The sequence below is a fragment of the Streptomyces sp. NBC_00887 genome, assembly GCF_045207585.1.
Window position 1 is genome coordinate 4,910,094 of record NZ_CP108788.1, and the last position, 21,428, is coordinate 4,931,521.

The following is a 21,428-nucleotide window of genomic DNA, read 5'->3' on the forward strand; positions in this document are numbered from 1 at the left end:
CCCGCCGGTCAGCCGCCCCGCTTCCCGCCCAGCTTCCCGGCCAGCTCCGCCGCGTCCGTCGTCGGCGCGTCGCAGACGAAGTGCCGGCACACGTACGCGGTCGGCGCCCCGCCGACCAGCGGCCGGTCCACCAGCAGCGGGAACTCCGTGCCGGCCTCGGCGACCTCGCCCGCCGCGACCACCGCACCCGGCGCCCTGCCCAGCAGCGCGGTCCGGTGCAGCTCCCCGCCGACCGGACCGGCGACCGCAACCTCGCGGGGCCCGTCCAGCCATGCCTCGGCGACGGCGAGCCCCCATCCGATGAACCGGGGCGCCTTGGGCCCGAGCGCCTTCACCACCCCGAGCGCACCCTCGGCCGCCGTGCGGTGCGCCTCGGAACCGGTGTGCGCCGCGTACGAGAGCAGCGCTCCCGCGGCCGCCGTCCAGCCGGCCGGGGTCGCGCTGTCGGTGGGGTCCTGCGGGCGGCGGATCAGCTGCTCGGCGTCGTCCGCGGTGTCGTACAGCTGCCCGCCCTCGCCCGTGAACCGCTCAAGGACGATGTCCAGCAGGAAGCCGGCGAACTCCAGCCAGACGCCCTCGCCCGTGACGGAGGCGAGCGCCAGGAAGCCCTCCGCGACATCACCGTAGTCCTCCAGGACCCCTGCGTTGTCGCCCGCGCGGCCGTCCTTCGACGTGCGGCAGAGGCGGGCCACGGGGCCCATGTGTACCCGTACGAGCAGGTCGGCGGCCTCCGTGGCCCGTTCGATCAGATCCGGCCGGCCGAAGTACGCGCCGGTCTCGGCAAGCGCCGCGATCGCCAGGCCGTTCCAGGCGGCGACGATCTTGTCGTCCCGTTCCGGCCGCACCCGCAGCTCCCGCGCCGCCAGCAGCCGGGCCCGCACGTCGGCGACCCGCGCGCCCTCCTCCGGCACCACGGTCGCGGGCAGCTGCAGGACGGAGGCCCCCTCCTCGAAGGTGCCCTCCTCGGTCACCCCGAAGTGCTCGGCGGCGAAGGCGGCGTCCTGCTCGCCCAGCACCTCGCGCAGCTGCGCGGGCGTCCAGACGTAGAACGCGCCCTCGACATGCCGCCCGTGCGCGTCCTCGCTGTCGGCGTCCAGCGCCGAGGCGAAACCGCCCTGGGCGGTCCGCAGCTCGCGCACCATGAAGTCGGCGGTCTCCAGGGCCACCCGGCGGGCCAGCTCCGATCCTGTGACGCGCCACAGGTGGGCGTACACACGGCACAGCAGCGCGTTGTCGTACAGCATCTTCTCGAAGTGCGGTACGACCCACTCCCGGTCCACCGAGTAGCGGGCGAAGCCGCCGCCGAGCTGGTCGTAGATCCCGCCGCGCGCCATGGCCACGCAGGTGTCCTCGGCCATCTGCAGGGCGCCCTCGGCCCCCGTACGGGCGTGATGGCGCAGCAGGAACTCGACGGCCATGGACGGCGGGAACTTCGGCGCGCCGCCGAAGCCCGCGTGTTTGCCGTCGTATTCCCGGGTCAGCCCGAGCAGGGCCTGGGCCAGCTCCGGCTCACCGGGCACACCCTCCTCGCCGTGCGACAGCGAGCGGCCGGCGAGGTCCCGGACGATGCGCCCGGCGACCTCCGCGACCTCCTCGCGGCGGTCGGTCCACGCGGCCACGACACCTTCGAGCACCTGCTGGAACGACGGGCTGCCGTGGCGGGGCTCGGGCGGGAAGTACGTGCCGAAGTAGAAGGGCTCGGCGTCGGCGGTCAGGAACACGGTCATGGGCCAGCCGCCCTGGCCGGTCGCGGCCTGCACGGCCTCCATGTACACGGCGTCGACGTCGGGGCGTTCCTCGCGGTCGACCTTCACCGGCACGAAGTGGGCGTTCAGGTAGTCCGCCACCGCCGCGTCCTCGAAGGATTCGTGCGCCATCACATGACACCAGTGGCAGCTGGCGTAACCGACGCTGAGCAGCACCGGAACACCTCGCCTGCGGGCCTCCTCGAAGGCCGCGGGCGACCACGGCCACCAGTCGACGGGATTGTCGGCGTGCTGGAGGAGGTAAGGGGAGGTTGTCTGCGCAAGTCGGTTGGCCATGACCCAATCCTTGCGTACCCGGATCCCCTACCGGTTGATCGCCTCGCTCTCTCGCGCTGACGCGCCGTACGCAGGACACTGGGTGACCATGACAGCTGCTTGAAGTGAAGTCGCTGGAACCTAGGGGGACGCATGCGGGACAGCCATCGGGCGGAAGCAGAACGCCTGTTGGTACGCGCCGTGGAGGACGAAGCGCGGCGGACCGGAGGACGGACCGACTCGGGCGCGCTCATGGCGCGTGCGCGGGGCGCGCTCGACACGATGGCCGCCGGCGCGGCCGAGGAGTACGCCGCCTACACACATGCGCTCGACGCCGCGGAGGCCGGGCAGAAGCCGTTGTCGGAGCGGTTCAGCAGAGCCTCGCTGGGAACACCCCTGGTGGTGGCGGGGGTTGCCTCCGTCGCCGCCTTCGGCGCGGACCTCGCGCTCGGCACCCCGGCCGGTCTCGCCCTCGGGGCGGGCGCCGTCGTCGCCGTCGCGGGGGCGACCGCGACCGTCGCCCGGGTCACCGCGTCGCACTGGCCGGCCGCGCATCGCAGGGCGGGTGCGCTGAGTCAGCCCGGCGGCCCCGAACAGCTGCGACTGCAGTGGCTGACGGCACTGGAGGTACGGGGCATCCGCCCGTTCCTCGACCAGCAGCGCATGCTGACCGCCTCCTCCCGCACGCCCAAGAAGGCAGTCTCCTCCGTGGTCCCGCAACTGCGCGGCGGGGACCGCAGCGCGGCGGCCCGCACCCGGTCACTTCTCGAACAGTCCTTCGGTCATCTGCCCGCGGCCGACGGCCCGTTCGTGGGCCGCCGCGGCGAACTGGCGCAGATCGCCCAGTGGGTGCACGCCGCCCGCGCATCCACGGAGACCAGGCCGACCGTCGTCGTCCTGCACGGCACCCCTGGTTCCGGGCGCACCACCCTCGCCGTGCGGGCCGCGCACGCGCTCAAGGACCAGTTCCGGGGCGCGTGCGTGGTCGATCTCCGCGGCAATGTGTCCGGGGAGGCCCCGCTGCCGACCCGGGACGCCCTGCTGCACCTGCTCAACCGGCTGGGCGCACCGCGCGAACAGCTCCTCTTCCGGGAGAGATCCTCCGCCGAGCAGCACGTACGGCGCCTGAGCGAGCTCTACCACCAGCACCTCACCGGCACACCCGTCACGATCGTCCTCGACGACGCCACCGACGCCGCCCAGGTCCGCACGCTGCTGCCGGAGCGCTCCGACAGCCTCGTGCTCGTCACCGCACGCGAACCGCTCGAACTGCCCGCCGGAATCCCGGCCTGGGTGCACCAGCTGCCCGTCGGCGGACTGGACGCGGCGGGCGCCGAGGAGTTGCTGCGGGAGTCGGCCGAGGACGAGGAGGACGGGCCGTACGACTACCCCTCCACCGACTCCGTCGTCGAACTGTGCGGCGGGCTGCCGCTCGCCCTGCGCGTCGCGGGTTCCTCGCTCGGCGCACGGACCCGCGGCGCCCTAGCGGCCGACCTCGGCGCGTACGGTCCGGTCGCACCTGTCGAACGGGCCCTGTGGCTGCGCTACACCGACCAGCCCGAGCAGGCCAGGCGGCTGCTGCGGCGCCTCGCCCTGGCGGGACGCGCCAGCCTCGGCGTGGCGGCCGCCGCCTCCCTGCTCTCGGCCGAGGAGCAGGAGGCCGCACGGCTGCTGGAGACCCTCTCCCGGGCCGGGCTCCTCGCCCATGTGCGCGGCTCGCGCTACCGGCTGCACGACCTCGTACGGGACTTCGCCCTGGCCCGGCTGCTCGACGAGGAGGAGGCGGCGGACCGGACCGCCGCGCAGGAACGCCTCATCCAGAACTACGCGGAGCTGGCCGACGCGGTGATCCGCATGGTGGACGGCAAGATGTCCACACGCGCCGGGCAGTTCGGTTCGCACGGCTTCAGCTCGCTGGACGCCGCCCTGCGCTGGCTGGACGACGAGTCGAGCTTCATCACCTCGGCGCTGCGGCACACCGAGGGAGTCGACCAGGGGGCCGTGCTCCATCTGCTGGGCGCCCTGTGCGACTACTGCCTGCTGCGCGGCGACCTCTACCGGCTCGGCGAGATCAGCGAGCTGACGCAGTCGGTCGACCAGGGGCTGCTGGAGCGGTCGGTCCAGTGGCGTACGGGCATCGCGGCCCGCCAGCTCGGCGAGCTCGACAAGGCCCGTACCACGCTCTCCTCCGTCGTCGGCCTCTACCGCGAGGCGCAGAACGACGCGGGTGCGGCGCTGGCGCTCTGCTCGCTCGGCATCACCCTGCACCACCAGGGCAACCTGACCGAGGCCTCGGTGCGGCTGCGGGAGGCGCTCGCGCTGCAGGCGTCCCCGGAGCAGGCCGAGGACCGGGCCTGGTCCCTGCACGCCCTGGCGGCCGTCGAGCGCGACCGGGCCAATCTGGCCGAGGCCCTGACCCTGCTCGACACCGCGCTCGCCCTGCACCGGGAGGGCGAGTCGCTGCACGGGGAGGCCTGGTCGCACTTCCAGCTCGGCCAGGTCTGCCTGCGCATGGGCGAGGTGGCGCGGGCCGAGGAGGAGCTGACCACCGCCCTGGACCTGTACGGCCGCACCCGGGACGAGCGCGGGGAGGCCTGGGCCCTGACCCAGCTGGCCCGCGCCCGGCTGCTGGACGGCGACCCCGCCCCCGCGGTGGAGCAGCTGCGCGGCGCCCTGGCCCTGCACCGGGACAACGAGGACGCGCGGGGCGAGGCGTGGACGCGGTACTACCTGGGGCAGGCCCTGGAGGAGGACGGCGACACCGATCAGGCGGTACGGGAGCTGGAGCGGTCCCGCACGATGTTCTCCCGGATGCGGGACGTCTACGGCCTGGCGTGCGCCCGGCACCACTCGGGGCGCGTCACCCGCGACCAGCGGGCCGCGCAGACGGGCAACCTGCGCAACTCCGGTTTCGCCCGGCAGCTCCTCGTGGACGCGCGGGCCGACTTCCGGCGGATCGGGGTGGCCCACGGCGAGGCCTGGACCTGCCTGGAACTTGCCCTGATCGACGGCGGCAACAACCGTACGGCGCAGGCCCTGGAGCTGTGCGACGAGGCGATCGGCCTGTTCGCCTCGTACGGGGACGTCAGGGGCGGCGACTGGGCCGCGTTCCTGCGGTGCACGCTGCTGCCGTACGCGTCGCCGGGGGGCAGCGAGGTGGGTACCGCGGTGGCCCAGCAGGAGCTCGCGGACCTGCTGCGGGCCGCCCATCCGCTGCGGGACGGCAAGCTGGAGGACTGCGCGGAGGCGTTCACGGTCGTCCTGAACCGTGGCGTGGACCTGGACGACGGCTGGCAGGCGTGGCGCCTCGGCCTGACCCCGTCCCGTCATGCGCGGGAGGTCATGGGGGTGCCGGTGGGGGTGCGGCCGTAGGTGGCCCGGGGCTTTTGCCCTCAATCGCCGGGCGGGCTCGAAGGTGGCCCCGGTCCGCGGGGTGCACTCCGTGCGTGGGGGGTGGCCCGGTGCCCCTCCGGAGTGTCTCCTCGGGCAACGAACGTGCGCGCTCCACGCGGGGGGACCCTGCCCTTTGTTCGTCGCCCTGCGGGGACCCTCCTGCACGGCCCCGGACCGGCCGTCGCGTGCCTGCGACCACCGGGTGGCAGGCGCCGGTGAGACCTGGGTGGTGCCGTGCAGGGGGGTCCCCGCAGGGACTGGCGTAGGACCGGGGCCGGCCGCGTTCCCGGGTGCCACGCCGGTCCCGAGGAGACACGCCGGAGGGGCACCGCCCACCACCCACCGCGCAGGGCGCACCCCGCGGACCGGGCCCACCACCAAGCCCGTCCGGCGATTGAGGACGAAGCCCCGCGGGGCGCGCGCCTACTTCTTGCCGGGGGCCGCCGCCGCCGGCGTCGTCCTCTCGGACGCGGGGTCCGGCGCCTCCTCGAAGTCGATCTTGCCCATGTGGCGGTTCATCGACTTCATCAGCAGCCACACGCCCACGGCGAGCGCCGCGAAGACGAGGAAGCCGAGGACGCCGGGCGTCACCTTGTTGTCGTCGACCTCCTTGGCCAGAGGGAGGAGCTGGTTCAGTGCCTGGGTCGCGTACATATCAGGCATTGTCGCGGATGCCCGCGAAGAGGTCGCTCTCGGGGAGGGAGGTATCGACGAGGGACTTGGCCAGTTCGTACTCCTCCGTCGGCCAGACCTCCCGCTGGATGTCCATCGGGACCCGGAACCAGCCGCCGTCCGGGTCGATCTGCGTCGCGTGCGCGATCAGCGCCTTGTCGCGGATCTCGAAGAACTCGTCGCACGGGACGTGCGTGGTCAGCGTGCGCTCCTCGCGCTGGAACTCCTTCCAGCGCTCCAGCCACTCGCCGTACGGGGACTCCAGCCCGCGAGCGAGCAGCGCCTCGTGGAGGGCGACCGTGCGCGGCCGGTTGAAGCCCTGGTTGTAGTAGAGCTTGAGCGGCTGCCAGACGGGCCCGAACTCCGCCTCGGGGAACCTCTCGGCGTCCGCAGCACCCTCGAAGGCGATCATCGAGATGGTGTGGGTCTTGATGTGGTCGGGGTGCGGGTAGCCGCCGTTCTCGTCGTACGTGGTGATGACCTGCGGCCGGAACGCACGGATCTTCGCGACCAGGCGGCCCGCGGCCGTCTCGTCGTCCTCCAGTGCGAAGCAGCCCTCCGGCAGCGGCGGCAGCGGGTCGCCCTCGGGCAGGCCCGAGTCGACGAAGCCGAGCCACTGCTGGTCGATGCCCAGGATCTCGCGGGCCTCGTCCATCTCCTTCTGGCGCACCTCGTGAATGTTCGCCTCGATGTACGCGTCCCCCTGGAGCTTCGGGTTGAGAATGGATCCCCGCTCGCCCCCTGTGCAGGTGACGACCAGGACGTCCACCCCCTCGGACACGTACTTGGCCATGGTGGCGGCGCCCTTGCTCGACTCGTCGTCGGGGTGGGCGTGAACGGCCATCAGTCTCAGCTGCTCGGTCAAGACTCGGTCCTCAGTGATTGGTCTCGATGGTCGGCTTCTATAGTGACTGACCCGGGGGGCGGAAAATTCCTCGATCCCCTGTACGGGAGGAACGATCATGGCAGCGGTGCGCGAAGCCTTGCCCGACGGTCGCTACGGCCGGTCCGAGGATCAGCGTGCGGACCGCAAGCTCAAGATCGTCGGCGCGGTGCTCGGCGTGGCCTTCCTCGGCATGGTCGGCTGGTTCGGCTACGACTACGTCGCAGGCCAGGACATCAGTGCGGAGCTCATCAAGTCCGACATCGTCTCGGACGACCGGGCCGAGGCGCACCTGGAGGTGCGCAAGGACCGGGACACCGACGGGTACTGCACGGTCCGCGCGCTGAGCGAGGACGGCGGCGAGGTGGCCCGCAAGGACTTCCGGTTCGACGAGCGCTCCGAGCGGATCGACGAGGTCGTCTCGCTGCGGACGACGTCCAGGGCGACCGCGGTGGAACTCCTGGCGTGTAGCGCCGGCAGCTGATCGCAGTGCCGGGCGCGCGCCGCGCCTGATCCGCACGCCCCGGCGCTCACCTGCACGAATACCCGTGTGACCGTTTACCTTCTCCCCCTTTTCGCGGGGAATTGTTAGGCTCGTGGTTTCGCCCACCCGTGGCAGCACATGCTTGGGGTAGGGCGATGCTTTGTATTCCCAGTACCGACGAGGAGCACCCTGTGATGACCCAGACCAGCGATAACGTCACCTGGCTCACGCAGGAGGCGCACAACCAGCTGAAGGCCGAGCTGGCGCGCCTCACTGGTCCCGCGCGCGCGGAGATCGCCGTCAAGATCGCGGCAGCACGTGAGGAGGGTGACCTCAAGGAGAACGGCGGGTACCACGCCGCCAAGGAGGAGCAGGGCAAGATGGAGCTCCGGGTGCGCCAGCTCACCCAGCTCCTGGAGCACGCGAAGGTCGGCGAGGCACCTGCCGACGACGGCGTGGTCGAGCCCGGCATGGTCGTGACGATCGCCTTCGACGGCGACCCCGACGACACCGTCACCTTCCTGCTCGCCTCGCGCGAGTACGCGAGCGCGGACATCGAGACCTACTCCCCCCAGTCGCCGCTCGGCACCGGGGTGAACGGCAAGAGGATCGGCGACGACGCGGACTACGAGCTGCCCAACGGCAAGACGGCCTCGGTGAAGATCATCGCGGCGAAGCCGTACACGGGCTGATCCGCAGCGGTCATGAGAGAGCCCCGGCCGCATCTGCGGCCGGGGCTGCTCGGTGTGCTCAGGCGGTCGCCGAGCGGTACCTGCGGACCGCCAGGGTGCGGAAGACCACCACGATCAGGACCGACCAGAGCACCGAGGCGAGGATCGGGTTCTGCATCGGCCAGGCGTCCGGGGTGACGAAGCCCGGCGGCAGGTTGCCGAACAGCTCGCGGCAGGCCTGCACGGTGGCGCTGAAGGGGTTCCACTCCGCGATGTGACGCAGGACAGTCGGCATCTGGTTGGCGTCCACGAAGGCGTTCGAGATGAACGTCAACGGGAAGAGCCAGATCAGTCCGCCGGACGTGGCGGCCTCCGGTGTGCGTACGACGAGGCCGATCAGCGCCCCGATCCAGGAGAACGCGTACCCGAGCAGGAGCAGCAGCAGGAAGCCGAACAGCACCTTGCCGAGGTTCTCGTGGGTCCGCCAGCCGATGAGCAGCGCGACACCGGCGAGCACGACGAGGGTGAGCGCGGTCTGCACGAGGTCGGCGAGGGTACGTCCGGTGAGGACGGCTCCCCGGGCCATCGGCAGCGACCTGAAGCGGTCGATCAGCCCCTTGTGCATGTCGTCCGCGATACCCGCGCCGGCGCCGGCGGTGGCGAAGGTGACGGTCTGGGCGAAGATCCCGGCCATCAGGAACTCTTTGTAGTCCGCCGACGAGATGGTGCTGCCGACCTTGATCGAGCCGCCGAACACGTAGGTGAACAGCACCACGAACATGATCGGCTGGATCAGCCCGAAGATGACCATCTCCGGGATGCGGGCCATGCGGATGAGGTTGCGTCTGGCGACGACGAGGGAGTCGGCGACCGACTGGCTGACGCCGCCGCGAGGGTTGATCGGCGCAAGTTCGGGGGTGTCGGTGGTGGCAGTCACTGCCCGGCCTCCTTGCCGCTCTTCGCGGCGCGTGTCGATCCGGTCTCCTCGTTCTTCTCCAGCTCGGCGGCGTGGCCGGTGAGCGAGATGAAGACGTCGTCGAGGGTGGGGCGGCGCAGGCCGATGTCGTCGATCTCCACGCCGTTGGCGTCGAGGTCGCGGATGACTTCGGCGAGCAGTTTGGCTCCGCCGCTGACAGGGACGGTCAGCTTGCGGGTGTGTTCGGCGAAGGCGATCTCGCCCTTGCCGTACGTGGCGAGCACCGAGCGGGCGGGCTCGATCTGGTCCCGCTGGTGCACGATGACCTCGACACGCTCCCCGCCGGTGCGGGCCTTCAGCTGGTCGGAGGTTCCGCGGGCGATGACCTTGCCGTGGTCGATGACGCAGATGTCGTGGGCGAGGTGATCGGCCTCCTCCAGGTACTGCGTGGTCAGCAGCAGCGTCGTACCGCCGGCGACGAGCTCCTGGATGACCTCCCAGAGCTGTTGCCGGTTGCGCGGGTCGAGGCCCGTGGTGGGCTCGTCCATGAACATCACGGGCGGGGAGACGACGAGTGCGGCCGCCAGGTCGAGACGGCGGCGCATGCCCCCCGAGTACGTCTTCGCGGTGCGGTCGGCCGCGTCGGCGAGGTTGAACTTCTCCAGGAGCTGCCCCGCCCGCTTCTTCGCGTCGCGTGAGCTCATCTGGTAGAGCTGCCCGACCATCTGCAGGTTCTCGCGGCCCGTGAGGTACTCGTCGACTGCGGCGAACTGGCCGGACAGCCCGATCGAGTGGCGTACCTCGTTGGGATTCTTCAGCACGTCGATGCCCGCCACGACGGCCTTGCCGCTGTCGGGCTGGAGCAGGGTGGTCAGAACGCGTACGGCGGTGGTCTTGCCGGCGCCGTTGGGACCCAGAAGCCCCAGGACGGTGCCTTCCGGTACGTCGAGGTCGACGCCGTCCAGTGCTCGTACTTCGCCGAAGGTCTTCACCAGGCCTTCGGCGTAAATGGCGCCTGGCATGTGGGACTCCCCCAGTTGCTTCGTGACTTTCTGAAACAGATCCTAGATTTGCCGGTGGCCCGGTGCCCGGAACCACGGATTGTGCGGCGGCGCACGCTATCGCGATACATCGTGAGCCACAACAGGTTTTCACACCGCGCCCGTCACCGGGTCCGGTACTCCGGTACTCGGCCCGGCACTCAGCCCATCACGAGATAGCCGGCCTCCCGCAGTGCGGCGGCGACCTCCTCGCAGTGCTCCCGGCCCTTCGTCTCCAGGTGCAGTTCCACTTCCGCCTCGGTGAGCCCCAGCCTCGGATCGGTCCGTACGTGGCTGACGTCGAGCACGTTGGCGTCGGCCACGGACAACGTGCCGAGCAACGCGGCCAGCGCCCCCGGCCGGTCCGTCAGTCGCAGCCGGAGGCTGAGGTAGCGGCCCGCCGCCGCCATGCCGTGCGTCAGGATGCGCTGCATCAGCAGGGGGTCGACGTTGCCGCCCGAGAGTACGGCGACCACCGGCCCGCGGAACGCCTTCGGGTCGCTCAGCAGCGCCGCCACCGGGCTCGCCCCGGCGGGCTCGACGACCATCTTGGCCCGTTCCAGGCAGAGCAGCAGGGCACTGGAGAGCTCGTCCTCGGAGACCGTACGGACCTCGTCGACCAGCTCCTGGACGAGACCGAACGGAATGTCGCCGGGGCGGCCCACCTTGATGCCGTCGGCCATGGTCTGCACCGAGTCGAGCACCACCGGGTACCCGGCAGCCAGCGACGGCGGGTAGCTGGCCGCGCCCGCGGCCTGCACGCCCACGATCCTGACGTCGGGGCGCAGCGCCTTCACGGCGACGGCGATGCCCGCGGCGAGGCCGCCGCCGCCGATGCCGACGACGATCGTGCGGACCTCGGGGCACTGCTCGAGGATCTCCAGGCCCACGGTGCCCTGGCCCGCGATGACGTCCGGGTGGTCGAAGGGGTGGATGAAGACGGCCCCGGTCCGATCCGCGTACTCCTCGGCGGCGGCGAGCGTCTCGTCGACGACATGTCCGTGGAGCTGAACCTCCGCCCCGTACTCGCGTGTTGCCGCCACCTTCGGCAGGGGGGCGCCGAGCGGCATGAAGACCGTCGACCGTACGCCGAGCAGCGAGGAGGCCAGTGCGACACCCTGCGCATGGTTTCCGGCACTTGCGGCCACGACTCCGGCCGCCCGTTCCACCGGACTGAGGCCCGCGATCCGTACGTACGCGCCGCGCAGTTTGAACGAGCCGGTGCGCTGCAGGTTCTCGCACTTGAAGTGGACGGGCGCGCCGACCAGTGCCGTCAGATGGCGGCTGCCCTCCATCCCGGTGGTTCTGGCCACCCCGGACAGCATCTTCTGCGCCCCGCGGACGTCGTCGAGGATCAGCGGAGGAAAGGGGCCTGGCGTCCGGTAGGTCATGACAGCAAGTCTTGCAGCTCGGAGCGGTCGCGGCCCTCGCATCTCATGGTGGCCTGCGGTGGTGTCCATGGGTTTGTGCAGCGCTGGTACACGTTGCCCCGTGGCCGCGTACTCTGTCCCCCACCCATCCGACACCGCACGAAGAGAGCCCCCGGCCATGCCCCCTCAGGACATGACGACTGCTGCGTCTCCTTCCGGGGGCGCCGCCCCCGGACACCCGGGTACCGACCCCCTCCTCGATGCTCTCCAGCACCAGGTGGCCGTCTTCGCCCGCCGTGCCGAACAGACCCGCCTCGGCGGTGTCGGCCAGGTCCGCAATTCCATGGACCGCGCCGCCTATCTGCTGCTCAACAGGCTCGACCGGGAAGGCCCGATGGGCGTCAAGGCGCTGGCCGCGGGCATGGGGATCGACTCCTCGACCGTGACCCGGCAGGTCGCGCCGCTCGTCGACACCGGGCTGGTCAAGCGCACCTCGCACCCGGAGGACGGCCGGGCGGTCGTGCTGCAGCTGTCACCGCGGGGCCAGGCCCGCCTCGACGAGGTCCGGGCCTCGCGGCGCGAGCTGATGTCCCAGGTGACCGACGACTGGAGCGAGGAGGAACGCGACACCTTCTGCGCCCTCCTCACCCGGTTCAACGCCTCGCTGGCAGCGCGGCAGGCCGCGCACCACCCGGTACAGGACAACTGACCGGCGGCGCACCCGTTCTCACGCCTCCGGGCCGACGACACCCGCAGGACGGCCGGCGACGGCCACTGGGCATCCCTTTTTGCCCGGATCTATCCTGGGAGAGTCGCCAGGCACCAGCCGAGGAGGCTGTCATGACCCGGAAGATCGCCGACTGCCGTAAGTACCCGAGCGTGTCGAACTGCTCACTCGCCATCACCGGCGAGGAGGACGAAGTCGTACGGGCAGCCGCCGAACACGCCGTCTCGGTCCACGAGCACACGGACAGCCCCGAGCTGCGCGAGCAGATCCGGGCCTCGTTGGAGGACGAGAAGGTCGCTGTCTGACAGCGAAGCCGTCCGGCGGCCGTGATACGTCATGGCCGCCGGACGGACGCGTCTTTCGGGTTCTTCTGTTCGGGCCGGGCCGCGAGCCCGGCCCGGTCGGGACGGGAGGCCCTAGCCGAGCGCCTGCGTGAGGTCGGCCAGCAGGTCGTCGGCGTTCTCGATGCCGACGGACAGCCGCACCAGGTCGGCGGGCACCTCCAGCGGGGAGCCCGCGGCCGATGCGTGCGTCATACGGCCCGGGTGTTCCAGCAGCGACTCGACACCGCCGAGCGACTCACCGAGCGTGAACAGCTTGGCGCGGTTGCAGACCTCGACCGCCGCCTCCTCGCCGCCCGCGACGCGGAAGGACACCATCCCGCCGAACGCCTTCATCTGCTTGGCGGCGATCTCGTGCCCCGGGTGCTCCGGCAGCCCCGGGTACAGGACCTTGGTCACCTTGGGGTGGCGGGTCAGCAGGTCGGCGACCTTGGTGGCGTTCTCGTCGTGGCGGTCCATGCGGACCGCGAGGGTCTTGATGCCGCGCAGCACCAGCCAGGCGTCGAACGGTCCGGCCACGGCGCCCATCGCGTTCTGGTGGTACGCGAGTTCCTCGGCCAGCTCGGGGTCGCTGACGACGAGTGCGCCGCCGACGACGTCCGAGTGCCCGCCCATGTACTTGGTGGTCGAGTGGACGACGACGTCCGCGCCGAGCCCGAGCGGCTGCTGGAGGTAGGGGCTGGCGAAGGTGTTGTCGACGACCAGCCGCACGCCCGCCTGCCGGGCCACACCGGCGACGGCCCCGATGTCCGTGATGCCGAGCAGCGGGTTGGACGGTGTCTCCACCCAGATCGCCTTGGTACGGGCGGTGATCGCCGCCCGGACCGCCGACACGTCGGAGGTGTCGGCCACCGAGAACTCCACGCCCCAGCGCGAGGCCACCTTCGCGAACAGCCGGAACGTACCGCCGTAGGCGTCGTTCGGGATGATCACGTGGTCGCCGGGCGTGAGCAGGGTGCGCAGGAGGCAGTCCTCCGCGGCGAGGCCGGACGCGAAGGCGAGCCCGCGCCTGCCCCCCTCCAGGGCCGCCAGGTTCTCCTCGAGTGCGGTACGGGTGGGGTTGGCGCTGCGGCTGTACTCGTAGCCGCCGCGCAGCCCGCCGACGCCGTCCTGCTTGTACGTGGACACCTGGTAGATCGGCGGGACCACGGCGCCGGTGAGGGGATCCGCCGTGTTGCCGGCGTGGATCGCAAGGGTCTCGAAGCTGTGCTGGTCGCTCATGGGGACCGAGCGTAGTTCGTCAGGAGGGCACTTACCGGCCGCTGCGCCGTCAAGGGACAATGGAGCCATGGAGATTCTGTGGTTCCTGCTCGCCCTGTGCATGCTCGCCGTGATCGTCGGCCCGATCATGCTGCGCCGCCGTGGCGGTGTCCGGCAGGTCGCGCCCGGTTCCCCGGACGCGGCCGACCCGGAGAACTACGGATTCGTGCGCCAGGAGGAACTGGACATCCGGATGCCCGGCCCCGACCAGGACCTTCTCGACGTCCTGGCCGTCGTGCAGGGCACCCAGGAGTGGCGGGCCGCCTCCCAGCTCCTTGCGGGCACGCCGAAGGAGAGCGAGATCCGCTGGCAGCGGGTCCAGGCCTTCGCCGGTGCGGCTTCGCTGGAGCTGGCGCAGCGTCCCGGTGAGGGCGGGGCGTGGCTGCGGAAGTGGCGGGCCGAGGCCCCGAAGGACGCGGGCGGCGCGGCGGTGCACGCCGAATTCCTGGTGCAACAGGCGTGGCGTACCGCCGCGGTGGGCACCGAAGACTTCCGGATCATCCTGGAGGAGGCGCATACGGTCTGCGGCGAGGCGGCCCTGCTGGCACCGGGCGACCCCGTCCCGTACATCGTGGAACTGGCCGTCGCCCGTGGACTGGGCTACTCCCACGAGCAGTTCGACCAGCTGTGGGCGAAGGTCATCGACCGTGCCCCCGCCCACATGGGTGCGCACATCGCAGCCCTGCACTTCTGGTGCGAGAAGTGGCACGGCTCGGCCGAGCTCGTCGACCGCTTCGCCACCGCCGCCGCCGCCCGCGCCCCGCAGGGCTCGCTGCTGGCCGCGCTGCCGCTGTTCGCGCTGTACGAGAACCTGCCGGAGGTCAATCTCGTGCAGGGCTTCTACCGTGGTGCCGTCGTGACGAAGGCGGTCGGGGGCGCGATGTTCGCGGTGCACGCCGCGCGCGCCGACGATCCGGTGCTCGCCCATGTCCGGCACCTGCTGGTCTTCTTCCTCGTCCGCATGGAGCGCTGGTCGGAGGCGATGCACCAGCTCGTCCACATCGACGGCCACGTGGGCGCGCTGCCCTGGATCCAGGACTCCGATCCGGCCGCCGAGTACACGGTGTACCGGGCGCTGGCCGTCGCCGGGTACGAGGCGAACGGCGGCAGCCCCGCGACGCTGCCGCAGTAACCGCCGACGGGCGGGGGCGCCGGAATCCACGGCGCCCCCGTGGCGTTGTACGCACTGAACACCGACCCCGGAGGAGCCCCCGCATGTTCCTGAACCACCGCACCCCGCAGCTCCCCACTCCCGAGGAGGCCCTGCGCGGCCGTCCCGTCCCCGAATTCACGGTCCCGTCCCGCCACACGGTCCTCGGCAACCCGCTGACCGGCCCGTACCCGGAGGGTCTGGAGGTCGCGGACTTCGCGCTGGGCTGTTTCTGGGGTGCCGAGCGCAAGTTCTGGCAGACCGAGGGCGTGTGGACGACCCTCGTCGGCTACCAGGGCGGCTATACGGAGAACCCGGCGTACGAAGAGGTCTGCTCGGGCCTGACGGGCCACACGGAGGCGGTCCGTGTGGTCTTCGACCCGACGGTCGTTGGTTACGCGGAGCTGCTGAAGCTCTTCTGGGAGTCCCACAACCCGACCCAGGGCTTCCGCCAGGGCAACGACGTGGGCACGCAGTACCGCTCGGCGGTCTACACCCACACCGCGGAGCAGGCGGAGGGTGCGGCAGCGTCCCGCGAGGCGTACCAGCGGGTCCTCACCGGTGCGGGCTTCGGCGAGATCACCACGGAGATCCTGCCGGCCGAGGGCCGCACGCTGTGGCCGGCGGAGCCGTACCACCAGCAGTACCTGGACAAGAACCCGGACGGCTACTGCGGCATCGGCGGTACGGGCGCCACGCTGGAGTCCCCCTCCGAGACGAACTGGGGCCGCGCCTGCCCGACGGGCATCGCACCGGCGCCGACGGAAGGCTGAGCCCCGCCTGCCGCACGGAGTCCGCGGACGGGAGTCCGGGCCCTCCATGATCGCGTGATCGCTACTCTGTTCCCCCGCCCGGCTGAGGGCGGGGGAACACACAGGGGTGGGACCTGCGCAGAGGGATCGCCGCACTCGCGGCGGTGGCGGCCGTGGGCGCCGCGGTGGTGACGGCTCCGGCCGCACACGCCGAGGGCCGGGGCGACATCCGGGTCGTCAATACGGCCGTGAACGCGGGCGGCAGTGTGATCGTCGGCGTCAAGAACGTGAAGCGGTTCCCGATCGTCATGACGATCAAGGACAACTCGGGGGTGAAGGGCGTGACGGACGTGTCCGCCTTCAACACGGCCAACGCCCACGGGCCGGTGTCGTACCTGGGCACGTCGTGCAGGAGGAGCAGCACCACCACGTCCGTGTGCACCGCGACGATGGAGATCGACCCGTCGTGGATCGACTCGTACGGGAGCGGCAACGAGGGCTGGGACGCCAACGCGGTGGCCGGGACCTGGCAGGTCAACGCCACGGTGAAGGCCAACGACAAGGACTACTGGATCTCCGACCGCATCGCCACGTTCAAGGTGAAGCGCGCGGCGACGCTGACGACGGACGCCGCTCCCGAGCCGGTGAAGAAGGGCGGCACGCTCACCGTCACCGGCAAACTGGCGCGTGCCAACTGGACGGACCTCAAGTACCACGGCTACACCAAGCAGGTGGTGAAGCTGCAGTACAAGACGCCCGGCGGTGCGTACCACACGGTCAAGACGGCGACCACCGACAGCGCGGGACGCCTCCGGACGACCGTGAAGGCCTCCGCGTCGGGCAGTTGGCGCTGGGCGTTCCTCGGCACGACGACGACCATGAAGGTCGTATCCACCGGTGACGCGGTCACGGTGAAGTAGACGGCCGCCTCTGCCCGCGGCGAATCTGCCGCGGGCAGAGATCGGTGACGCAGGCGCCCCTCCGGGCCAAGAGTGGAGGGAGCGCGGCCGTTCCGGCCGCCCCACCACCGGGAGGTCCGATGTCGCCCCACTTCGCTGCCCGTCCACGCGCCGCCGACGAGGACACACCGCCGACGCGGTTCGACGACCACCTCGCGGCGCAGCTCCTCGCCCAGCGGATCGTCTTCCTGGGGACCCAGGTGGACGAGGTCTCCGCCAACCGGGTCTGCGCGCAGTTGCTGCTCCTGTCCGCCGAGGACCCGCGCACCGACATCAGCCTCTACATCAACAGTCCCGGCGGATCCGTGACGGCCGGGCTGGCCATCTACGACACGATGCAGCTCATCCCGAACGACGTCTCCACCCTCGCCATGGGGTTCGCGGCGTCGATGGGGCAGTTCCTGCTCACCGTCGGGACCGAGGGCAAGCGGTTCGCCCTGCCGAACGCGCGGATCATGATGCACCAGCCCTCGGCCGGCATCGGCGGCACGGCCTCCGACATCGCGATCCAGGCCGAGAACCTCGAATTCACGAAGCAGGCCGTCGAGCGGATCACGGCGGCGCACACCGGGCAGTCCGCGGAGACGATCTCCCAGGACGGCGACCGGGACCGGTGGTTCACGGCCGGGCAGGCGAAGGCGTACGGGATGGTCGATCACGTCGTCGAGTCGCTCGACGACGTACGCCCGGCCGGTTCGCGGCGACGGATGGGACTCTGACATGAGCCAGTACACGATTCCGAACGTCGTCGAGCGCACCCCGCAGGGGGAACGGTCCTACGACGTCTTCAGCAGGCTCCTGTCCGAGCGGATCATCTTCATCGGTACGGAGATCGACGACGGGGTCGCCAACGTCGTCATCGCCCAGCTGCTCCACCTGGAGTCGTCGAGCCCCGGGACCGAGATCGCGATCTACCTCAACTCGCCCGGCGGCTCGTTCACTTCGCTCATGGCGATCTACGACACGATGAGCTTCGTCTCGGCCCCCATCGCGACGTTCTGCGTCGGCCAGGCCGCCTCGACCGCGGCCGTGCTCCTGGCCGGCGGCGACTCGGGCCGCCGGTTCGTCCTGGAGCACTCCCGTGTGCTGCTGGGCCAGCCGGCCAGTGGCGGGCAGCAGGGGACGGTCTCCGACCTCCGGCTGCACGCCAAGGAGATGCTGCGGATCCGCTCACAGGTCGAGGAGGTCCTGGCCCGGCACACCCCCCACGACCTCGCGACCCTGCGGGCCGACACCGACAGGGACAGGATCTTCACCGCGCAGGAGGCGGTGGCCTACGGCCTCGCGGACGAGGTACTCAGCCGCCGGGTCCTGGCCTCCGCCTGACGCGGCATCAGGCGGCCAGTCGCACCTCGCCCATGGAGGTGCGGGCCGGGGACATCCTGGAGGCCGTGCTGCGGCGCGCGAGCTCTCCCTGGGCCAGGGTCAGCACATCGGCCAGTCCGAGTCCGAGCGAACGGGCCGCCGCCCCGAGGACCTCCGACGAGGCCTCCTTGCGGCCGCGCTCGATCTCGGAGAGGTACGGCATGGAGATCCGGGCGTCCTCGGCCACGTCCTTGAGCGTCCGGCCCTGGGCGAGCCGCTCGCGGCGCAGGACGTCCCCGACGACGTCCCGCCAGAGCGGCTCTCTGGCGGCGGGTGCGGAGTCCGGTGTCGCGGGGACGGGACGCAGAGGGATGACGCGGGCTCGGTCCTGCGCGTGGCTGCTCATCACCCCAGCCTAGGAGCGCTGCGCCCGGCGCGGGAGGTGGAAGCGTTCCGCGCCGGGCGAATCTGCTGTTGGCTAAGCCGGGTGTGGTGCGACGGATCCGGGTCCTACGGGTCCGGTCACTTGCCGATGGTGCTCTGCGGGCCGCCGTACTGCTGGAGCAGGGCGGGGACGTCCGCGGCCGGGTCCAGCGTGTAGCTGTAGTGGTCGCCCGGCTTGAAGGTCGTCCCGTTGGTCTGTTGCTTGCCGGTGCACGAGACGCAGATGCTGCCCGTCTGGGTCAGGGATGCCGCCGAGGTGTCGATGTTGTAGGGGTTGGCGACGTTCCGGTAGTAGCTGTTCTCGATGACGGTCTTCGAGGCGCCGCGCGAGAGGTTGCCGTAGGACGACACGTTCTGCAGGTAGTTGTTGTAGAGGTGGGCGTACGCGACGTTGTCGATGCTGGGGTTGCGCTGGTTGGTGTCGTGGATCCAGTTGTGGTGGATGGTCATCCGGGCGGTGACGTTCTCCGTCCAGCCGATGCCGAAGGCCTTGTTCTGTTCGCCCATGACGTTCCAGGAGACGGTGAGGTAGCTGGTGTCCTTGCGGCTGTCGATGAGGCCGTCGTTCATCCGCTCGATGCGGTTGTGGTCGATCCAGATGTGGTCCGCGGTGTCCATCTGGATGCCGTCGTAGTCGTAGTCCTTGTCATCGGGATCGTCCTCGGTCATCCGGGTGTCGCGGATGGTGAGGTTGCGGATGATGACGTTGTGGACGCCGGTGCCGAGGAAGAAGCCGCCGCCGACGATCTGCCCGGAGGTACCGACACCGATGAGGGTCTTGTCGGACTTCACGGGTATCTCGTGCCCGTACGGGGTGACCGTGATCGCGGACGCCACCTTGATGACGTAGGGCGTCGAAGCGGTGGCGTACTTCACCAGGTCGGCGAAGTTCGTGACCGTGACGGTGGGCCCGGCCGCCCCTCCGGTGGTGCCGCCTCCCGTGGCGGCGAAGCCGTCGGCCTTGTCGGACCAGGCGCGTCCCCCGGACACGGGCTGGAAGGCCCACTGCTTGTTGCTGTTGGCGGTGCAGGTCTCCTGGATGATCGCGGCACCACTGGCCGTGGAGGCGCCCTTGTCACTCATGCACAGACCGCTGTTGACGTTGATGATCTGGTACGTCCCCGTCCCGCTCGGGGTGAGCGTCCACTGCTGGTTCGTCTGCCCGGCGCACCCCCACTGCTGCAGCTGCACCCCGCTCACCTTCGAATAGTCGGGCACATCCACGCACTTACCGCTCTGCCTGTTCACCAGCCGGTACCGCCCCGAACCGTCCGCGGTCAGCGTGAACTGCTGCCACGCAGCCCCCTCCGTACAGCCCCACTGCTGCAACAACGCACCGTTCGCCGTCGACGCCGCCGGCACATCGACGCACTTACCACTCTTCGTGACGGCGAGCTGGTACACACCCCCTGCGGCCGGCAGCTCCGCCGCACCCGCCGGCGACACCAGACCACCGGCGAGAACTCCTCCGACGGCCAGCAGGAGCGCTGTCACCAGGGCTCCCAGCCCCAGCGTCCTCCGCCTGTTCCTGTGCTTGCGCATGCTTTCGTTCCTCTCGAATGGGATGCGTTCACGGATTCGCTCGGATGTGCCGGACGGTCAGCGCACCGGGTTCCAGCCGTCCGTGCCGGCCAGGTACTTCTGCGGTGTGTAGTTCGCTGCCTGGGCGTCCGTCAGCTGTGGGCGGTTGCCGTTGACGGTGGCTCCGGCTCCGGTGTTGCGGTACTCGGAGAACCTGGCGTTCTTCCACGAGTTGGTGGACATGTCCGTCCACGGCTGCGCGGTGGCGAGGGCCGAGGAGATGGAGGTCTCGCGATAGAGGACCTGCGCGTCGGCGCGCCAGGGGCGGCCCAGCTGGGTGGTGTTCGCCACGGCACCGGTCACGGTGGACCGGTAGAACAGGAATCCGTACGCCCTGTCCGCAGGGGTGCTCGCCGCGGTGATCGGGCCGCCGGTTGTGCGCTTCTCGTGGATGGTGGAGGTGTGGAACACGGCGATGCCACCGCCGTAGATGAAGTCCACCGTGCCTTCGACGTAGGAATCCACGATGTAGGCGCGGGCGCTGTTGTTCACCAGGAAGGTGTCCTGGTCACCGAGCAGCCTGACGTCGTCGAGGACGGCACGGTCGGCGTCGAGGTAGAGGGCGAGCGCCTGGTCGCCGGTGTCGGAGCTGTTCTCGTCGAAATCGTTCGCCATGGTCAGGTTGAGGGCCTGGAAGTCGTGGCCCTTGGCGACGACGGTGGCCGATCCCGCGGTGCCGTAGGTGCCGGCGTTGCGGTTGCCGATGACGACCACGTCGTCCGCCGAATCGCCGGTTCCCTTCAAAGTGATGAAGGGCTTGTCGACGGGGATGGTCACCTGCTCGCGGTAGGTGCCGGGCTTGATGGTGATGGTGACGCGGCTCGCGTTGCCGGCGCCGACGGCGTTCACCGCGGCCTGGACCGTCCGGTAGGTGCCGGTTCCGTCGGAGGCGACGGTGGTCGGTCCGGTGGAACCGCCGACCGGTTTGAAGGCCCACTGCTTGTTGCTGTTGGCGGTGCAGGTCTCCTGGATGATCGCGGCACCACTGGCCGTGGAGGCGCCCTTGTCACTCATGCACAGACCGCTGTTGACGTTGATGATCTGGTACGTCCCCGTCCCGCTCGGGGTGAGCGTCCACTGCTGGTTCGTCTGCCCGGCGCACCCCCACTGCTGCAGCTGCACCCCGCTCACCTTCGAATAGTCGGGCACATCCACGCACTTACCGCTCTGCCTGTTCACCAGCCGGTACCGCCCCGAACCGTCCGCGGTCAGCGTGAACTGCTGCCACGCAGCCCCCTCCGTACAGCCCCACTGCTGCAACAACGCACCGTTCGCCGTCGACGCCGCCGGCACATCGACGCACTTACCACTCTTCGTGACGGCGAGCTGGTACACACCCCCTGCGGCCGGCAGCTCCGCCGCATCCGCCGTCGACACCAGACCACCGGCCACGAGCAGGGCGGCCGGTAGTGCGAGTGCCAGGGCGCGCCGCCTCTTGTTCGGTTTCTCGGACATCGTT

At 70.6% G+C, this 21,428-nt stretch carries 20 protein-coding genes; 10 read left to right on the forward strand and 10 right to left on the reverse strand.

The features are described 5' to 3' along the window. Positions 1-8: 8 nt before the first annotated feature. On the reverse strand, positions 9-2,042 hold the full coding sequence (locus OG844_RS22240; RefSeq protein WP_406392549.1) for a thioredoxin domain-containing protein: 2,034 nt from the start codon (positions 2,040-2,042) through the stop codon (positions 9-11). A 132-nt stretch (positions 2,043-2,174) separates the two neighbouring features. On the opposite strand from OG844_RS22240, the gene OG844_RS22245 reads away from it, so the two are divergent. Further along, positions 2,175-5,393 carry a tetratricopeptide repeat protein gene (locus OG844_RS22245; protein WP_406392551.1) on the forward strand — a complete coding sequence of 1,073 codons (3,219 nt, stop codon included), beginning with the start codon at positions 2,175-2,177 and terminating at the stop codon, positions 5,391-5,393. 444 nt (positions 5,394-5,837) lie between these two features. Here OG844_RS22245 and OG844_RS22250 read toward each other — a convergent pair whose 3' ends face one another. Both OG844_RS22250 and mca read right to left on the reverse strand, forming a co-directional pair. Continuing rightward, the gene (locus OG844_RS22250; protein ID WP_406392552.1) at positions 5,838-6,068 is read right to left on the reverse strand and encodes a hypothetical protein; all 231 of its coding nucleotides are present in this window, start codon (positions 6,066-6,068) and stop codon (positions 5,838-5,840) included. A gap of 1 nt (position 6,069) precedes the next feature. After that, positions 6,070-6,951 (reverse strand): mycothiol conjugate amidase Mca, encoded by an 882-nt coding sequence (mca, locus tag OG844_RS22255; RefSeq protein ID WP_406392553.1) that lies wholly within the window; start codon positions 6,949-6,951, stop codon positions 6,070-6,072. 97 nt (positions 6,952-7,048) lie between these two features. Between mca and OG844_RS22260 the strand changes: the two genes are divergently transcribed. Both OG844_RS22260 and greA read left to right on the forward strand, forming a co-directional pair. Further along, positions 7,049-7,453: a DUF4307 domain-containing protein gene (locus tag OG844_RS22260; RefSeq protein WP_406392555.1), complete on the forward strand. Its 405-nt coding sequence runs from the start codon at positions 7,049-7,051 to the stop codon at positions 7,451-7,453. A gap of 194 nt (positions 7,454-7,647) precedes the next feature. Further along, positions 7,648-8,145, forward strand: coding sequence for a transcription elongation factor GreA (gene greA, locus OG844_RS22265; RefSeq protein ID WP_406392556.1), 498 nt, complete (start codon positions 7,648-7,650; stop codon positions 8,143-8,145). A 58-nt stretch (positions 8,146-8,203) separates the two neighbouring features. On the opposite strand, the gene OG844_RS22270 is transcribed toward greA, so the two are convergent. The 3 genes from OG844_RS22270 to ilvA all read right to left on the reverse strand — a co-directional run bounded on the left by OG844_RS22270 (position 8,204) and on the right by ilvA (position 11,471). Beyond that, a complete protein-coding gene (locus tag OG844_RS22270) occupies positions 8,204-9,061 on the reverse strand; it encodes an ABC transporter permease (RefSeq protein WP_406392557.1) in 858 nt (285 codons plus the stop codon). Further along, positions 9,058-10,062, reverse strand: coding sequence for an ATP-binding cassette domain-containing protein (locus OG844_RS22275; protein ID WP_406392559.1), 1,005 nt, complete (start codon positions 10,060-10,062; stop codon positions 9,058-9,060). The genes OG844_RS22270 and OG844_RS22275 overlap by 4 nt, the downstream gene beginning before the upstream one ends. Before the next feature lie 179 nt (positions 10,063-10,241). After that, positions 10,242-11,471 (reverse strand): threonine ammonia-lyase, encoded by a 1,230-nt coding sequence (gene ilvA, locus OG844_RS22280; RefSeq protein WP_406392561.1) that lies wholly within the window; start codon positions 11,469-11,471, stop codon positions 10,242-10,244. A 157-nt stretch (positions 11,472-11,628) separates the two neighbouring features. Here ilvA and OG844_RS22285 point away from each other — a divergent pair, with 157 nt between their 5' ends. Both OG844_RS22285 and OG844_RS22290 read left to right on the forward strand, forming a co-directional pair. Further along, complete coding sequence (locus tag OG844_RS22285; RefSeq protein ID WP_385492028.1) at positions 11,629-12,159, forward strand: MarR family winged helix-turn-helix transcriptional regulator; 531 nt, start codon at positions 11,629-11,631, stop codon at positions 12,157-12,159. Positions 12,160-12,290: 131 nt separating this feature from the next. Further along, positions 12,291-12,482 (forward strand): DUF1059 domain-containing protein, encoded by a 192-nt coding sequence (locus OG844_RS22290; RefSeq protein WP_329207965.1) that lies wholly within the window; start codon positions 12,291-12,293, stop codon positions 12,480-12,482. A gap of 111 nt (positions 12,483-12,593) precedes the next feature. Here OG844_RS22290 and OG844_RS22295 read toward each other — a convergent pair whose 3' ends face one another. Beyond that, on the reverse strand, positions 12,594-13,739 hold the full coding sequence (locus OG844_RS22295; protein WP_406392562.1) for a cystathionine gamma-synthase: 1,146 nt from the start codon (positions 13,737-13,739) through the stop codon (positions 12,594-12,596). Positions 13,740-13,806: 67 nt separating this feature from the next. Here OG844_RS22295 and OG844_RS22300 point away from each other — a divergent pair, with 67 nt between their 5' ends. The 5 genes from OG844_RS22300 (at position 13,807) to OG844_RS22320 (ending at position 17,965) form a co-directional block, all read left to right on the forward strand. Then, positions 13,807-14,910 carry a hypothetical protein gene (locus tag OG844_RS22300; RefSeq protein WP_406392564.1) on the forward strand — a complete coding sequence of 368 codons (1,104 nt, stop codon included), beginning with the start codon at positions 13,807-13,809 and terminating at the stop codon, positions 14,908-14,910. An 83-nt stretch (positions 14,911-14,993) separates the two neighbouring features. Next, positions 14,994-15,701, forward strand: a complete 708-nt coding sequence (gene msrA, locus OG844_RS22305; protein WP_406392566.1) for a peptide-methionine (S)-S-oxide reductase MsrA — start codon at positions 14,994-14,996, stop codon at positions 15,699-15,701. A 113-nt stretch (positions 15,702-15,814) separates the two neighbouring features. Next, positions 15,815-16,600, forward strand: coding sequence for a hypothetical protein (locus OG844_RS22310; protein ID WP_406396216.1), 786 nt, complete (start codon positions 15,815-15,817; stop codon positions 16,598-16,600). A gap of 119 nt (positions 16,601-16,719) precedes the next feature. Further along, the gene (locus tag OG844_RS22315; RefSeq protein ID WP_406392567.1) at positions 16,720-17,358 is read left to right on the forward strand and encodes a ClpP family protease; all 639 of its coding nucleotides are present in this window, start codon (positions 16,720-16,722) and stop codon (positions 17,356-17,358) included. A gap of 1 nt (position 17,359) precedes the next feature. Continuing rightward, positions 17,360-17,965 (forward strand): ClpP family protease, encoded by a 606-nt coding sequence (locus OG844_RS22320; RefSeq protein WP_406392569.1) that lies wholly within the window; start codon positions 17,360-17,362, stop codon positions 17,963-17,965. 7 nt (positions 17,966-17,972) lie between these two features. Here the strand turns inward: OG844_RS22320 and OG844_RS22325 are convergent, their stop codons facing one another. The 3 genes from OG844_RS22325 to OG844_RS22335 all read right to left on the reverse strand — a co-directional run bounded on the left by OG844_RS22325 (position 17,973) and on the right by OG844_RS22335 (position 21,424). After that, positions 17,973-18,350 carry a helix-turn-helix domain-containing protein gene (locus tag OG844_RS22325; RefSeq protein WP_406392571.1) on the reverse strand — a complete coding sequence of 126 codons (378 nt, stop codon included), beginning with the start codon at positions 18,348-18,350 and terminating at the stop codon, positions 17,973-17,975. 116 nt (positions 18,351-18,466) lie between these two features. Beyond that, the gene (locus OG844_RS22330) at positions 18,467-19,930 is read right to left on the reverse strand and encodes an RICIN domain-containing protein (RefSeq protein ID WP_406392573.1); all 1,464 of its coding nucleotides are present in this window, start codon (positions 19,928-19,930) and stop codon (positions 18,467-18,469) included. Positions 19,931-19,987: 57 nt separating this feature from the next. Beyond that, positions 19,988-21,424 carry a pectinesterase family protein gene (locus OG844_RS22335; protein ID WP_406392574.1) on the reverse strand — a complete coding sequence of 479 codons (1,437 nt, stop codon included), beginning with the start codon at positions 21,422-21,424 and terminating at the stop codon, positions 19,988-19,990. Positions 21,425-21,428 lie beyond the last annotated feature (4 nt).

Coding starts and splice junctions, on each gene's coding strand:
- OG844_RS22325 (WP_406392571.1), bottom strand. CDS start 18,350: ATGAGCAGCCACGCGCAGGACCGAGCCCGCGTCATCCCTCTGCGTCCC.
- OG844_RS22330 (WP_406392573.1), bottom strand. CDS start 19,930: ATGCGCAAGCACAGGAACAGGCGGAGGACGCTGGGGCTGGGAGCCCTG.
- OG844_RS22275 (WP_406392559.1), bottom strand. CDS start 10,062: ATGCCAGGCGCCATTTACGCCGAAGGCCTGGTGAAGACCTTCGGCGAA.
- OG844_RS22320 (WP_406392569.1), top strand. CDS start 17,360: ATGAGCCAGTACACGATTCCGAACGTCGTCGAGCGCACCCCGCAGGGG.
- ilvA (WP_406392561.1), bottom strand. CDS start 11,471: ATGACCTACCGGACGCCAGGCCCCTTTCCTCCGCTGATCCTCGACGAC.
- OG844_RS22290 (WP_329207965.1), top strand. CDS start 12,291: ATGACCCGGAAGATCGCCGACTGCCGTAAGTACCCGAGCGTGTCGAAC.
- OG844_RS22300 (WP_406392564.1), top strand. CDS start 13,807: ATGGAGATTCTGTGGTTCCTGCTCGCCCTGTGCATGCTCGCCGTGATC.
- msrA (WP_406392566.1), top strand. CDS start 14,994: ATGTTCCTGAACCACCGCACCCCGCAGCTCCCCACTCCCGAGGAGGCC.
- OG844_RS22245 (WP_406392551.1), top strand. CDS start 2,175: ATGCGGGACAGCCATCGGGCGGAAGCAGAACGCCTGTTGGTACGCGCC.
- OG844_RS22260 (WP_406392555.1), top strand. CDS start 7,049: ATGGCAGCGGTGCGCGAAGCCTTGCCCGACGGTCGCTACGGCCGGTCC.
- OG844_RS22335 (WP_406392574.1), bottom strand. CDS start 21,424: ATGTCCGAGAAACCGAACAAGAGGCGGCGCGCCCTGGCACTCGCACTA.
- OG844_RS22285 (WP_385492028.1), top strand. CDS start 11,629: ATGCCCCCTCAGGACATGACGACTGCTGCGTCTCCTTCCGGGGGCGCC.
- OG844_RS22240 (WP_406392549.1), bottom strand. CDS start 2,042: ATGGCCAACCGACTTGCGCAGACAACCTCCCCTTACCTCCTCCAGCAC.
- OG844_RS22250 (WP_406392552.1), bottom strand. CDS start 6,068: ATGTACGCGACCCAGGCACTGAACCAGCTCCTCCCTCTGGCCAAGGAG.
- greA (WP_406392556.1), top strand. CDS start 7,648: ATGACCCAGACCAGCGATAACGTCACCTGGCTCACGCAGGAGGCGCAC.
- OG844_RS22315 (WP_406392567.1), top strand. CDS start 16,720: ATGTCGCCCCACTTCGCTGCCCGTCCACGCGCCGCCGACGAGGACACA.
- OG844_RS22295 (WP_406392562.1), bottom strand. CDS start 13,739: ATGAGCGACCAGCACAGCTTCGAGACCCTTGCGATCCACGCCGGCAAC.